14 protein-coding genes are annotated in these 14,890 nt (G+C 41.5%); 5 read left to right on the top strand and 9 right to left on the bottom strand.

Annotated elements, in window-relative coordinates:
• Positions 1-7: 7 nt before the first annotated feature.
• Entirely contained in the window at positions 8-919 is a 912-nt protein-coding gene (gene sucD, locus AC5YCI_RS04630; protein WP_496128146.1) for a succinate--CoA ligase subunit alpha, read from the top strand.
• A 340-nt stretch (positions 920-1,259) separates the two neighbouring features.
• On the opposite strand, the gene trpS is transcribed toward sucD, so the two are convergent.
• Positions 1,260-2,273, bottom strand: coding sequence for a tryptophan--tRNA ligase (gene trpS / locus AC5YCI_RS04625; protein ID WP_496128147.1), 1,014 nt, complete (start codon positions 2,271-2,273; stop codon positions 1,260-1,262).
• 158 nt (positions 2,274-2,431) lie between these two features.
• Here trpS and AC5YCI_RS04620 point away from each other — a divergent pair, with 158 nt between their 5' ends.
• Complete coding sequence (locus tag AC5YCI_RS04620) at positions 2,432-3,355, top strand: DUF808 domain-containing protein (RefSeq protein WP_496128148.1); 924 nt, start codon at positions 2,432-2,434, stop codon at positions 3,353-3,355.
• Between the two features lie 43 nt (positions 3,356-3,398).
• Positions 3,399-4,301, top strand: coding sequence for a KPN_02809 family neutral zinc metallopeptidase (gene ypfJ, locus AC5YCI_RS04615; protein WP_496128149.1), 903 nt, complete (start codon positions 3,399-3,401; stop codon positions 4,299-4,301).
• Here the strand turns inward: ypfJ and AC5YCI_RS04610 are convergent.
• Positions 4,294-4,851, bottom strand: coding sequence for a hypothetical protein (locus AC5YCI_RS04610; protein WP_496128150.1), 558 nt, complete (start codon positions 4,849-4,851; stop codon positions 4,294-4,296). The two genes, ypfJ and AC5YCI_RS04610, sit on opposite strands and share 8 nt — an antisense overlap.
• Positions 4,852-5,048: 197 nt before the next feature.
• On the opposite strand from AC5YCI_RS04610, the gene AC5YCI_RS04605 reads away from it, so the two are divergent.
• A complete protein-coding gene (locus AC5YCI_RS04605; RefSeq protein WP_496128151.1) occupies positions 5,049-6,548 on the top strand; it encodes a cation:proton antiporter in 1,500 nt (499 codons plus the stop codon).
• A 58-nt stretch (positions 6,549-6,606) separates the two neighbouring features.
• On the top strand, positions 6,607-6,969 hold the full coding sequence (locus AC5YCI_RS04600) for an MGMT family protein (RefSeq protein ID WP_496128526.1): 363 nt from the start codon (positions 6,607-6,609) through the stop codon (positions 6,967-6,969).
• On the opposite strand, the gene AC5YCI_RS04595 is transcribed toward AC5YCI_RS04600, so the two are convergent.
• From AC5YCI_RS04595 to carA, 7 genes are all read right to left on the bottom strand, one after another.
• Positions 6,953-7,396 (bottom strand): universal stress protein, encoded by a 444-nt coding sequence (locus AC5YCI_RS04595; RefSeq protein WP_496128152.1) that lies wholly within the window; start codon positions 7,394-7,396, stop codon positions 6,953-6,955. The genes AC5YCI_RS04600 and AC5YCI_RS04595 overlap by 17 nt on opposite strands.
• 207 nt (positions 7,397-7,603) lie before the next feature.
• Complete coding sequence (locus tag AC5YCI_RS04590; RefSeq protein WP_496128153.1) at positions 7,604-7,954, bottom strand: hypothetical protein; 351 nt, start codon at positions 7,952-7,954, stop codon at positions 7,604-7,606.
• A gap of 65 nt (positions 7,955-8,019) precedes the next feature.
• Positions 8,020-8,919 (bottom strand): hypothetical protein, encoded by a 900-nt coding sequence (locus AC5YCI_RS04585; RefSeq protein ID WP_496128154.1) that lies wholly within the window; start codon positions 8,917-8,919, stop codon positions 8,020-8,022.
• A gap of 39 nt (positions 8,920-8,958) precedes the next feature.
• A complete protein-coding gene (locus tag AC5YCI_RS04580; protein WP_496128155.1) occupies positions 8,959-9,585 on the bottom strand; it encodes a CatB-related O-acetyltransferase in 627 nt (208 codons plus the stop codon).
• Positions 9,586-9,785: 200 nt separating this feature from the next.
• Complete coding sequence (gene greA, locus AC5YCI_RS04575; protein ID WP_496128156.1) at positions 9,786-10,262, bottom strand: transcription elongation factor GreA; 477 nt, start codon at positions 10,260-10,262, stop codon at positions 9,786-9,788.
• Between the two features lie 92 nt (positions 10,263-10,354).
• Complete coding sequence (gene carB, locus AC5YCI_RS04570) at positions 10,355-13,585, bottom strand: carbamoyl-phosphate synthase large subunit (RefSeq protein WP_496128157.1); 3,231 nt, start codon at positions 13,583-13,585, stop codon at positions 10,355-10,357.
• A gap of 13 nt (positions 13,586-13,598) precedes the next feature.
• The gene (gene carA, locus AC5YCI_RS04565) at positions 13,599-14,741 is read right to left on the bottom strand and encodes a glutamine-hydrolyzing carbamoyl-phosphate synthase small subunit (protein WP_496128158.1); all 1,143 of its coding nucleotides are present in this window, start codon (positions 14,739-14,741) and stop codon (positions 13,599-13,601) included.
• Positions 14,742-14,890: the final 149 nt, after the last annotated feature.

Below are 14,890 nucleotides of genomic sequence, written 5' to 3'. Positions count from 1 at the left end.
AATAATCGTGAGCGTACTGGTCAATAAAAATACCCAAGTGTTGGTGCAAGGCTTTACTGGTAAAAATGGTACTTTTCATTCAGAACAATCGATTGCTTATGGCACTAAAGTAGTGGGTGGTGTCACTCCCGGCAAAGGTGGGCAACGTCATTTAGAGCGTCCTGTGTTCAATACCGTTCGTGAGGCAGTACAAGAAACTGGCGCCAACGCCACTTCTATTTATGTCCCTGCACCGTTCGTACTCGACTCTATTATTGAGTCAATTGATGCTGGTTTAGAGCTGATTGTGGTCATCACTGAAGGGGTTCCGACGTTAGATATGCTTAAAGCCAAACGTTATCTAGAAACTTATGGTAACAATGCACGTTTAATTGGCCCAAACTGTCCCGGCATTATTACCCCAGGTGAATGTAAAATTGGCATTATGCCAGGACATATTCATCAAAAGGGCAAAATTGGCATTATCTCGCGTTCAGGTACATTAACCTACGAAGCAGTTTCTCAAACCACTAAGCTTGGACTAGGCCAATCGACCTGTATTGGTATTGGTGGTGATCCAATTCCGGGCATGAATCAGATTGATTGCTTAAAGCTATTTGAAGATGATCCGCAAACTGAAGCGATTATTATGATTGGTGAAATTGGTGGTACGGCAGAAGAAGAGGCCGCTGAATATATTCAATCGAACGTGACGAAACCTGTAGTGGGTTATATTGCAGGTGTGACTGCGCCTAAAGGCAAACGTATGGGACATGCAGGCGCCATTATTTCAGGTGGTAAAGGTACAGCAGAAGAAAAGTTTGCGGCTTTTGAACGTGCGGGCATGGCCTATACCCGTAGCCCTGCAGAACTAGGCTCAACCATGCTCTCTGTATTAAGAGATAAAGGTCTGGTGGACCCTGCGATTGCTTTGACCTAAATACTCCAGCTCTAGATTGCCTCGTTAGAGGCAATTTTCAGGCAAAAAAAATGCGTAATGATTGGGGTATTCATTACGCAGAAAAACGAATCTGTTGAGTCAACAGGTTCAGGGGTAACTTAAAGGTCACAGAGGAGAATCTTCGTTAACCTGTTCGCTATAGGGTTATAGTAAGCCTTCATACCTGTAAGTTCAGCAGTATTCAGGTAATAAAGTGTCAGATTACGTTAAAATCTACAGCACAATGTGAATAAATCGGGCCAATTGTGAAGTTAAACTTACATAAAGCCATGGCATAAAAAAGCCCCTCCAAGTGGAAGGGCTTTATTTTTAAATAGAATTAGAAGCGGAACACACCAAGTGCTGTTTTTACTTCATCTAAAGTTTGTTGCGTAATGTCACGGCATTTATCTGTACCGTGTTTAAGTACATCCATAATGTAATCAGGATCTTTGGCCAATTCGATACGACGCTCACGAATTGGACCTAATAATTCTTTAAGTACCCCTTCAAGACGTTTTTTCACGACGCCATCACCTAAACCACCACGGCGATAATGTGCTTTAAGTTCCTCAACTTCTTCTTTGTTTGGATCAAAAGCATCAAGGTAGGTAAATACTACGTTACCTTCGACTTGACCTGGATCTTCAATACGTAAGTGGTTTGGATCTGTGTACATGGCATTGACTGCTTTTTTGATGTCTTTATCTGTGGCATCTAACACAATGGTATTGCCTAAAGATTTTGACATTTTTGCTTTACCATCAAAGCCCGGTAAACGACCGACATTTGAAAGTAAAGCTTTACATTCAGGCAGTAATTCACGACCCACTTGACGATTTAAGCGACGTACCACTTCGTTGGTTTGCTCGATCATAGGAATTTGATCTTCACCAACAGGAACAACTGTTGCTTTAAATGCTGTGATATCAGCAGCCTGTGCTACTGGGTAGCATAAAAAACCTGCGGGGATATCACGTTCAAAACCACGCATCTGAATTTCAGACTTAATGGTTGGGTTGCGCTCTAAACGTGACACAGTGACAAAGTTAAGATACAACATGGTCAGTTCATTGAGTGCTGGCAGGCACGACTGTACGCAAATGGTCGTTTTTTTTGGGTCAATGCCTACCGCTAAATAGTCAGTGGCTACTTCAATAATATTGCGACGCACTTTTTCAAAGTTGTCGGCATTATCTGTTAAAGCTTGCGCATCAGCCAATAAGAGGTGCTGATGATGTGAATCTTGTAAACCTACGCGTGAACGTAATGAGCCCACAAAGTGGCCTAAGTGTAATTGTCCGGTTGGACGGTCGCCAGTTAAGATTACTGGACGATTATCTGGAGTCGTCATGCTGTCTTCCAAGTCGTTGTACTACATCAATATGGCGATGAATGCCCACATTGTACGGCATAAGTTTTGGTTGTGTCAGCTCACGCTTAATAAATGCTGTACAGAGTTTTTAAATTTGTAGTTTTAAACTCAATAAAAATAAAACAGAGAAATAAACCATGAGTAGTTTACTGTTATTACTAGATGATATTGCCACGATTATGGATGATGTGGCAGTGATGAGTAAAATGGCCGCCAAAAAAACCGCTGGGGTATTAGGTGATGATTTGGCCTTAAATGCCCAGCAAGTCAGTGGGGTAAAAGCAGATCGCGAATTACCGGTCGTGTGGTCGGTCGCCAAAGGTTCTTTTGTCAATAAACTGATTTTAGTGCCTTTGGCTCTAGGTATTAGTGTGGTTGCGCCGTGGCTGATTAATCCATTATTAATGCTAGGAGGATTGTTTTTATGTTATGAAGGGGTCGAAAAAGTTATTCATAGCATTCAACATAAAAAAGCAAAAACCTTAGAAGAAGCCAAAGTTGAACTGGCACATACCGAAAATGAACTACGCAGCATGGAAAAGGATAAAATTAAAGGCGCGATTCGTACCGATTTTATTTTATCGGCAGAAATTATAGTCATTTCTTTAGGCACTGTAGCAGCAGCAGCTTTTGTGACCAAAGTGACTGTTTTAACCGTGATTGCAATTGCAATGACAGTAGGTGTCTACGGCTTAGTGGCTTTGATTGTCAAAATTGATGACATTGGTCTTTATCTCACTGAAAAACCTTCGGCTTTACAGCAAAAAATTGGTCGTGGTTTATTGGCATTTGCTCCCATCTTAATGAAGACTTTAACGATTGTAGGCACCTTAGCGATGTTTTTAGTGGGTGGCGGCATCATTAATCATGCGATTCCACTGCTGCATCATTTAACTGAGGATGCTGTTGATCATATTGAGCATATTCCAAACGTTGGCAATATTATTGGTGCCTTAACACCAACACTAATTAATTTTGTGATTGGCATGATTGCTGGTTTGATTGTACTTGGTCTTGTAAAAGGCATTCAAAAAATTTGGTCAGGTGTGAAAAGCCGTTAAAGCCCGTTACAATAGGCAAGTCATTGAATAAGGATAATAAACTATGCAGTGGAAAGGGCGTCGTAGCAGCAATAATGTAGAAGATCGTCGCGGTGGCGGTGCTGCAAAAGCAGGTGGAATTAGTGTTTTAGGTTTGGTGGTGGCGTTTGTAGCGTGGAAATTCTTTGGCGTTGACCCACAGCAAGCCTACCAAACCACCAAACAAGTCACCCAAGGTCAAACCAGTCAGGCAGTGGGTTTAGATCAGCCCACGCCTGAACAACAAGAAGCGATGGAATTTGTCAGTGTGGTATTGGCAGATACCGAAGATACATGGAGTCAAGTTTTTCAACAGCAATTGGGTCAACAATATATCCCGCCTAAATTGGTGATGTTTAGTGGTGCAGTCAATTCAGGGTGTGGTGCTGCACAATCTGCCATGGGGCCATTTTATTGTCCGGCCGATCAAAAAGTGTATATTGATACCGCATTTTTTAAAGATATGCGCACGCAAATGGGCATTACAGGGGAGCAAAATACCACCCAATTGTCACGCCAAGACCAAGCAGGTGATTTTGCCCAAGCCTATGTGGTGGCACACGAAGTTGGGCATCATATTCAAACTATTTTAGGGATTTCTGGTCAAGTACAACAAGCGCGTAGTCAAGCCTCTAAAGCGCAGGCAAATGCTTTGTCCGTACGTCAAGAATTACAAGCGGATTGTTTAGCAGGTGTTTGGGCCCATCACAACCATCAGCGTACTCAATTTTTAGAGCAAGGGGACATTGCTGAAGCGATGGATGCAGCGCATAAAATTGGTGATGATTACTTACAAAAACAAGCGCAAGGCTATGCTGTGCCAGACAGTTTTACCCATGGCACCAGTGCCCAGCGTATGACATGGTTTGATATTGGCTTTAAAGGTGGGCAGATCAATCAATGCGATACCTTTAATCAACCTATTTAGTTAAGAAGCGACGGAAATGACGCAAAATTCGGCTGCTGACATATAAGGCAATGGCTGCAAATAAAGCAATACCAAATACCGTATATTTCAGCGCTGACACGTCATTTTGATAAAACTGTTGAATTTGAGCATCTGTATAATGGAATTCGGCAGTTTTACCACTACGGCTGTCACGATAAGCAACATCCTGAATATAGAACCATTGGCCTGCTTTAACTAAATTGGCTTGGCTAATTTGACGTGTATGGCTCTTATTATCATCATCAACACAAAGATCTTTAGCGTGATGTTCACAGTTAATCTTGGCAACATAACCTTGATTGGCAATTAGGATAAATACTGCATTGTCAGGGTCTTGGTTGTTAGAGAGTAAGACAAATTGTTCTTTCGCCGTGGAGCTTAAGCTAAAACTTTGCTTTTGCATAAAATTTTGATCAGCATTTACAATCTCTTGAATTTTTACCGCACAAGTAAATAGTAAGGCCAAGGTGATGAAAAAAATCATCGTTGCCAAACAAAGACGGAAGATCGTTTTTACAGTGTGATGCATAGGAAACCAAAAGCTGAAGCAAAACAGCGCATGAGTGTAGGGCAAATAGCACAAAAAAACTATGATTTCTGCACGGGAATCGATGGAAAAAGCGTTAGACTAATCATGTGAATAAATGCTTATTCACAAAGTATTTTTATTGGAAATGGTTGAATTGCTCCGCTGCTGCCAAACTCCATTCTATAGACGGAAGGGTGATGGGAAATTATTTTTTTTTACAAGTATTTACAGTTATTTTTGCGCTCTCGATAGCAACCACCATCTTTAATAAAAGGGTATTAGGCTTTCCGCAAGCGATTGGCGTCCCCATTGTTTCTGCTATTTTTGTTTTTATTTTGCAGTGGGCTGCAAGCTTGCTCAATGGCAATCCGTTTATTGTTATTAATCTACATAATATTGAAGAAGCCGTCAGACATATTGATTTTTATGACTTTTTAATTAATGGTGTGATCTGTTTTATCTTAACCTCATCGGCACTTAAATTTAAAGTTTCTGATTTACGTAGCCATTGGAAACCGATTGGGATTTTGGCCAGTATTGCCTTAGTGCTATGCGCTGTGTTCTTTGGTATTGCTTTATATGGCTATCAATTCTTAATTGGGCATCAGGTTGATTTAATGGTGCTGTTGTTGCTAGGTGCAGCACTTGGGGCAACTGATCCGATTGGGATCAAAGGTGTGCTGAGCTCAGTGCGCGCTCCACATCATCTAATGGTCAAACTTGAAGGTGAATCACTGTTTAATGATGCCATGTGTATTGCGGTATTTATGACACTATTAAACGTGCTACAAGGTGAGCATTTCACCGTAATTGGCGTGTTAGAAACCCTGCTGTATGAGATTGTTGTGGCAGTGGTGATTGGTACTGCCTTTGGTCACGGTATTTTACGTTTGCTACGTGGTAAGCATGAAATGGAGTCATTAATTCTCACTACCGCACTTTTGGCCTGTGGCTCGTATTTAGTGGCATTGTTTGCCCATGCTTCAGCACCGATTGCCTGCGTGATTGGTGGTTTGATTGTGGGGAATAAATGGAAAGAGATTTTACAAGAGCGTGAAATCCGCGAAGTGAATCATTTTTGGCATACGGTTGAAGGGATTATTAACTCCTTCTTATTTACTTTAATTGGTTTAGAGCTGTTTATCCTAGATTTAAGCTTTAGCTTAATTTTAGGCGGAATTGTGGCTTTTATTATTTTGCATGTGTCACGTTTTGCCGCCAATTATTTATCTTTTGCCTTTTTCCCAAGCTTTCGTAAAAAAAGCTATAACGGGAGTTTGACCATTTTATCTTGGGGTGGGGTACGTGGTGGGATTTCCTTGGCCTTAATTCTCGCGGTGGCCAATGTGCCACAGCTAAGTGAATATAGCAGTATCTTAATCGGCTATACCTTTATTGCAGTACTGTTATCGGGCCTCGTGTGTGGTTTGGGTTTACCCGCAGTCATGAATGCTTTTTACTATAATCCCAATGAAGAAACCACAGGTTTTAAAGGTTGGTATCAACGTATGTGTCATAAGCTTAACCGCAAGGGTTTTCAATACTTGGTGGGTGAGGATGCGCATGGCAATGAAATTATTACGGTCTACCAAGCCGATCATTTAATTGATACCCGTGCGGATGATGGTGTGGCAGCAGTCCATAATCCTGAAAAAGTTCAAGAAGTGAAACGGCTAGAAAGTCCGGAAAACTTTTAAGCTCATCTCACAGCAGTCACGTTAAAGTGGCTGTTTTTATTAAGGAGAAGCTATGTCAATGGCTAATGAACTTGCTCCACTGATTTTAGCTGTGGTGGCAGAGATTCCTTATGGACGTGTTGCCAGTTATGGTCAGGTGGCTCGTCTGGCAGGTTTACCTCAGCATGCACGTTTAGTTGGCTATGTACTCAAACGTTTAGATGCAAGCAGTGATCTACCATGGCATCGTGTGCTCAATAGTCAGGGTAAGATTTGTACGCAAGGTTTGCATCACGGTGAAAACCGACAGTGTCATTTACTGCGACAAGAGGGTGTTATGGTGGAAAAGCAGCGGGTCGATCTTAAAAAATATGCTTGGCACATCGAACGCTCCCCACACCTTGGTGGAGAGCTTGCTGCGTCAGTTAAGGATGACGAATAACCAAAACAGGAATATGGACTTCACTGAGTACATTTTGTGCCACGCTGCCTAAGAATAATTTTTTCAAACCCGTACGACCATGTGAACCAATAATAATTAAATCGACAGCTAATTTTTGCGCTGCCTCAATCAATTCACGATGCACCATTTGACCTTCTAAGAGCTGGGTTTCAACTTCGACACCGAGCTCAGCAAACTTAGCTTGAGCAGTGGCTAAATCATCTAAAATGGCACGACGCGCGCGTTCAATCATGTCATTCGTTTGTGCACCTGAAATATATTCAGCCGCGATATAAGGATCTAGTGCCATCACTTGTGCAACAGTAATTTTAGCATTAAAGGCTTTGGCAAATTGAGCTGCTTTATCGACTGCAGCCAATGAAGTGTCTGAACCATCAATCGGAACAAGGATATGTTGGTAGGTCATACTATTTTCCTTATAGTTGCTTTGTTTATTTATTGATCTTAACTGAAAATTAAATAGAATAAAACCAAGTAAATTCATAGGGATAAACTTGGTGGATTGCAGGATTATCCACCTAGAAAAAGCGAATAAAAGTAGTCAAGTTGTGCTTTAAATTCAGCGCATTTTTTCAATACCCAACCTTAAAAAAGCACCCGAAGGTGCAGATATTTAGTGTATTGGAAAGCGGACAAAGCCTAGTTGCTGCGCGCTTTTCAAATCTTTTTCGGCAATTTTAAATATCGCCAAATGCCCCATTTGACCACCACACACCGTAGGATACATACGACCATCATCGCTGATGCGTGCGTTATAGCTCATGATATTGGCAGATTTGAGTTGTTTATGCACTTCATCTAGTTTTTGTTGTTGGGTTGGGAATTCTTGGCATTGAATAGTGTTAAAGTTTTTAGCAATTTCAACATATATACTGTCAACAGTTGTAGGTTGGGGCATCCGAGAAGCTGCAAAACTTGCAATACTTAAAGTACATAATAATGAGCTTAATAGAAGTTTAGACATTGTCTTAATCCTTGTAGACAAGAGTTTTTAACTTAGCAAGATCTCATATAGTTCTCTATAGAATCTCAGTAACGTGCAAGTTTACTTTGGTTTATTTGTATATCTGAAATTGCGGATTTCAGAACTTGCAAACAAATTTTTGCAGTCTGTTCCCTTGGGATAAAGTTTTCAGTCATTTGTTGGAATGGATGAATGTAATTTCTAAAATCTCTTAACTCCTTGCTGAATCTGTATGTATCTTTTTCGATTAAGCCAATTGAATGCGAAACCTCAATAAAATTATTAAGAGTCCATTGATCAAAGCTTTTAACTTTTCCATCTTTTTTAGGGCTATTAGAGGAGGTATTAAAAGCTTTTTGATTTTGAGAAGCAATATTTAAAAGAACGCCCTCTAGAGTGCTTCCTGCTAATAAAATAACGGATAGGTAAGCCTCTGCTTTGAAGGATTTTTCTATTTCCAACATCCGATTATCAATAATAGGTAATAAAGTTGGAATTAAATTAATTTTAGAGCAATCGAGTTTAAACTCATGTTTTATAAATTGGTTTTCTGAGGTTGTATGTTTAGATTGTAATGAATCATCTATATTTATTTCATTTACCGCTCTAATTTTTATCTCAGTATTTACTCTACTGATTTGGTATCTATCAAATTGAAGATATTTGTTAAATTCAGTGATTAGATCATCGAGTCTTTTCAAATTATCCATGTAATCAATGGGAGTAAATAGATTTTTGATGCAGGCAACCATTTTAGGAGAATTATTAATTTGTGATAGCCGTTGATCTGTATATATCCATCTAGATGGAAAACCTTGACCATATTTTCTTAAGTAGTCATTCCCATATACATCAACATAATCAAAAGTAGAAAAAAATTCTATAATCTTAGGGCCTGACCTATATTGAGTAATTTCATTAATTAGTTCACGAAGCTTTTCTAGTGTTTTTGGAGATAAGCGCATCTTTATTGAAATTTATTGAATTTATGTTAAATATAAAACTTAGTTTGGATTTTGTATATATTGAATTAGGCTTTCAATATCATTCGTCTGCAACTGTTCACGCATTTTTAAAAACTGCTTTTCGTCTAAATCATAGAGCTTAAGAGAAAGTAGTTTTTTGATGTCATCTTCAGGAAAGCGATATTTAATAATCTTTGCAGGTATACCACCCACTACAGCATAAGGCGGTACGTCTTTAGTCACAACAGCACCTGTAGCAACCACAGCACCTTCACCAAGCGTTACACCTTGCATAATCATGGCACGGCTACCAATCCAACAACCATCGCCAATCACGGTGTCACCCGCAGGCACAAAACTACGTGTATCAAACGGAAAAGCCGAAACCCAATCGGTACGGTGTAATTGATTGCCACCCATCATAATCACACATTCCGCGCCAAAACAGACAAAATTACCAATATAGAGCTGATCAATCGGGCGTTCAGGCGTAGAGGGCTTATCATGTAAATAACGTACCACACAGCGCTCAAAACCTTGATCCCAATAGGCTGAGTAATAGCTGTAGTTGCCTTTGATGTGAATATTCGGATTTTTTACCGTTTTAGAAATAAATTCGAACTCGCACCAATGGTTAACAGGAGAATTGATCAGCTTTTCAGACATAGGAAAACGGTGGTGATGTGGGGTAGCAGAATTATAACGTAGTTAAGCCTTGTTTGGATAAGATTGGCTTAGTAAAGTCTCCCTTTAAAAAAAGGAGAAAAGCCCCTCTTTTTTAAAGAGGGGTATGGGGAGATTGACCAAGGTAGAATACTAAAAAACCCCTCAATTGAGGGGCTTTGTGCAGCACAAGGCTTTAGAAATTAAAGATATTCAACTTTAGAAATCTCGTATTCTACTTCGCCTTGTGGCGTTACGATTTTCACATCATCGCCTTCATTTTTACCTAATAAACCACGCGCGATTGGCGAGTTTACAGAGATCTTGTTGATCTTAAAGTCTGCTTCGTCATCACCTACAATCTTATAGGTCTTTTGTTCTTCAGTATCTAAGTTTTCAATGGTCACTGTAACACCAAAAACCACACGACCAGTTTGCTCAAGTGTTTTAACATCAATCACTTGGCAAGCACCAAGTTTACCTTCGATGTCTTGAATACGACCTTCGCAGAAACCTTGTTGCTCACGCGCTGCATGGTATTCTGCGTTTTCTTTTAAATCGCCGTGTTCACGCGCTTCAGCAATTGCTGCAATGATACGCGGACGTTCAACACTTTTTAGCTGATGTAATTCTTTCTCTAAGGCAACTTTGCCTTCAGGAGTCATAGGATAACGTTGCATAGTTGTCCCTCAAAATTAAGTATAAAAAATACCGGTCTAAAAAATAAAAAAGTCCCGCCACCAAGAGGCAGCGGGACTTCTCGGGAAATAAATTAACCTTTGGTTAGGTCTTGTAAACGGTATACGTCCATTGGTAATTTAATGGCTAAAGCTTGGCATACTGCGTCTGCACCATTCAAGGTGGTTGTGTTATACACTTTACCTTGAAGCGCTGAACGACGGATCGAGAATGAATCCTCTTGTGCCTTTTTACCTTCAGTCGTATTAATCACAAGGTGGATTTCGCCGTTTTTAATACGGTCCACAATGTTAGGACGACCTTCAGTCACTTTATTAACGCGTTCACATGCTAGACCCGCATCGCTAAGTACTTTAAATGTACCATCAGTTGCAAGAATCTTGAAGCCCAAGTCAATCAGTTGCTTCGCGATGCCTGCTGCGCGTGGCTTGTCTGAGTCACGAACAGAGATGAAAGCGTGTTTGATTTCGCCTGTCGTTGGTAGACCCGGTAAACGTTCATTTGCACCAAGCACGGCTTTGTAGAATGCTTCGCCAAATGTTTTACCAACGCCCATCACTTCACCTGTAGATTTCATCTCAGGGCCAAGGATTGGGTCAACACCAGGGAACTTGTTGAATGGGAACACTGCTTCTTTTACAGAGAAGTGTTCAGGAATAATCTCTGAAGTAAAGCCTTGCGACTCAAGAGATTGACCCGCCATACAACGTGCAGCCACTTTCGCTAAAGATTCACCGATGCACTTAGACACGAACGGTACAGTACGTGATGCACGTGGGTTCACTTCTAGGATGTAAACGTCGTCGCCTTTAACCGCAAACTGAACGTTCATCAAACCAATTACGCCAAGCTCTTTTGCCATTGCGATGGTTTGACGGCGCATTTCGTCCTGCACTTCTTTAGATAAAGAGTACGGAGGAATCGAACATGCTGAGTCACCTGAGTGAATACCCGCTTGTTCGATATGTTGCATGATACCGCCGATCACCACATCTTTACCGTCAGATACGCAGTCAACGTCTACTTCAATGGCATCATCTAAGAAACGGTCAAGCAGAACAGGGGCATCGTTAGATGCTTGAACCGCATCACGTAAGTAGCGACGTAATTCTTCATCGTTATACACGATTTCCATCGCACGACCACCGAGTACGTAAGAAGGACGTACCACAAGTGGGTAGCCAACTTTCGCAGCTTCCGCCATACCTTCTTCAGCAGATTTTACGATGCTGTTGTTTGGTTGACGAAGTTGTAGACGTTGAATCATTTGTTGGAAACGTTCACGGTCTTCTGCACGGTCAATTGCATCAGGAGATGTACCAATGATTGGTGCACCTGCTTCTTCTAAAGCACGCGCCAATTTTAAAGGTGTTTGACCACCGTACTGTACGATAATGCCTTTTGGCTTCTCGATACGTACGATTTCAAGAACATCTTCAAGGGTAATTGGTTCGAAGTACAAACGATCAGAGGTGTCGTAATCTGTAGAAACCGTTTCAGGGTTACAGTTCACCATGATGGTTTCATAGCCGTCTTCACGCATTGCAAGCGCCGCGTGTACACAGCAGTAATCGAACTCGATACCTTGACCAATACGGTTAGGACCGCCACCGATCACCATGATCTTGTCTTTGTTCGATGGGTTTGCTTCACATTCTTCATCGTAAGTTGAGTACATGTAAGCTGTATCAGATTCGAATTCAGCTGCACATGTATCCACACGTTTGTAAACTGGCATTACGCCTAAGTTCCAACGGTGTTTACGGAATTGTTTTTGTGAAATGCCCATCAAGTCCGCAATGCGAAGATCCGATAAACCTTTACGTTTGAATGCACGGATATTGTCGGCATTCAAATCACCAAAACCTAAAGTTTTGATTTGTTCTTCAGTTTTGATGATGTCTTCGATTTGGATCAAGAACCAACGGTCGATATTGGTTGCAGCAAAGACTTCGTCTAAGGTGAAACCATGACGGAATGCATCGCCTACGTACCAAATACGCTCAGGACCTGGAACTTTAAGCTCTTGTAAGATTTTATCTTTAGCGCCTTCAGTACCCACTTCGATTTTTTCGTCAAAGCCAGATGCACCCACTTCAAGACCACGAAGCGCTTTTTGCATAGACTCTTGGAAGTTACGACCAATCGCCATCACTTCACCCACAGATTTCATCTGAGTAGTCAGTGTTGCGTCAGCTTGTGGGAATTTCTCGAAGTTAAAACGAGGAATCTTAGTTACAACGTAGTCAATTGCAGGTTCGAATGATGCAGGTGTTGTACCGCCAGTGATGTCATTTTTCAACTCATCAAGGGTATAACCTACAGCCAATTTCGCCGCAATTTTCGCAATTGGGAAACCAGTTGCTTTAGAAGCAAGGGCAGATGAACGTGATACACGCGGGTTCATCTCGATCACAACCATACGACCAGTTTTCGGGCAAATACCGAACTGAACGTTAGAGCCACCTGTTTCTACACCAATTTCACGAAGAACCGCTAAAGATGCATTACGTAGTAACTGGAATTCTTTGTCCGTTAATGTTTGCGCAGGCGCAACCGTGATTGAGTCACCTGTGTGCACGCCCATTGGGTCAAAGTTTTCAATGGTACATACAATGATACAGTTGTCGTTTTTGTCACGAACAACTTCCATTTCGTATTCTTTCCAACCAATTAAAGATTCATCGATCAATAATTGTTTGGTTGGAGAAAGATCGAAACCGCGTTCACAGATTTCAATGAATTCCTCGCGGTTGTAGGCGATACCGCCACCTGAACCACCCATGGTGAATGATGGACGAATGATCACAGGGAAGCCGAAGCGCGCTTGAATTTCTAAAGCTTCTTCCATTGACTCAGCAATGTCAGCTTTTGGACATTCAAGACCGATTTTACGCATTGCTTCATCGAACAATTTACGGTCTTCAGCTTTCTCAATCGCTTCTTTGGTCGCGCCAATCAATTCAACATTGTATTTTTCTAAAATGCCGTGCTCATCAAGGGCAAGGGCACAGTTCAATGCAGTTTGACCACCCATGGTTGGAAGAACTGCGTCTGGGCGTTCTTTCTCAATGATCGCTGCAACAGTCTGCCATGTAATCGGTTCGATATACGTTGCATCTGCCATTGCAGGGTCAGTCATAATGGTCGCTGGATTCGAGTTGACCAAAATAACGCGGTAGCCTTCTTCACGAAGTGCTTTACATGCTTGTGCGCCTGAATAGTCAAATTCACACGCCTGACCAATTACAATTGGACCAGCACCTAGAATTAAGATGCTTTTAATGTCTGTACGTTTAGCCATGATGCTTCCTTAATTACTTCTTAGATGCTTCGATAAGTTCGATGAAATGATCGAACAATGGTGCGCAGTCATGTGGACCAGGGCTTGCTTCAGGGTGACCTTGGAAGCTGAACGCAGGCTTGTCTGTACGATGAATCCCTTGAAGAGTTTGGTCGAACAGCGATTTGTGCGTTGCTTTTAGGTTTGCAGGTAGAGTGTCGAAATCTACCGCGAAGCCGTGGTTTTGTGAAGTAATCATCACTGTACCAGTTTCGATGTTCTGTACAGGATGGTTGGCACCGTGGTGACCGTGAGGCATTTTCACAGTTTTAGCGCCACTTGCTAAAGCAAGAATTTGGTGACCCAAGCAAATACCAAATACAGGAATATTGCGAGCATCTTCTACAATGGTTTTTACAGCTTCAATTGCGTAGTCACATGCAGCTGGATCGCCAGGGCCGTTCGATAAGAATACGCCATCTGGATTCAGTGCAAGTACGTCAGCAGCAGGAGTTTGTGCAGGCACAACAGTCAATTTACAACCGCGGTCTGCGAGCATACGTAAGATGTTGGTTTTGACACCGTAATCGTATGCAACAACATGGAATTTAAGTTCAGGTTGTTTAAAGCCTTGGCCAAGTGTCCAAGAACCCTCAGTCCACTCAAAACCTTCTGGGTCACAACATTCTTTAGCCAGGTCTAAACCATTTAAACCGCCAAATGCACGCGCTTTTTCTAATGCTTGTTCTTCTGTTACATTTTCGCCAGCTAAGATACAGCCGTTTTGTGCGCCTTTATCACGTAAAATACGTGTTAATCGTCGAGTGTCGATATCGGCAATGGCAACAACGTTATGTGCTTTTAAGTAATCACCCAGTGATTGTTCGGCACGGAAGTTGCTATGCAATAAAGGAAGGTCACGGATAATTAAACCGTTGGCCCATACTTTATGAATACGACCTGACTCAGCGTCTTCTTCATTGCAACCCGTGTTACCAATATGTGGGTAAGTTAAAGTTACAAGTTGCTGTGCATAACTTGGGTCAGTCAAAATTTCTTGATAGCCAGTCATGGCAGTATTGAAAACGACTTCACCAGTCGTACTACCCGATGCACCGATAGACGTTCCTTTAAAGATCGTACCGTCGGCAAGGGCTAAAATGGCGGGAGTGCTCAAACCAAAGCTCCTGAAATTTAGGCTGTAAAAAAGCGAGAAGACGAAAAAAAAGGAAGGTTGTTTTTTTAACCTATCCTCCCTCTGTCTGCTCGCTTGAACTTAACACGGCATTATACGCTCTAAACAAGGGGAAGTCCATTTAGTTTCAC

It is taken from the genome of Acinetobacter sp. CY17 (genome assembly GCF_059515825.1).
Note: the sequence above shows the minus strand (reverse complement) of the source record. Positions and strands in the feature narration are given on the sequence as shown.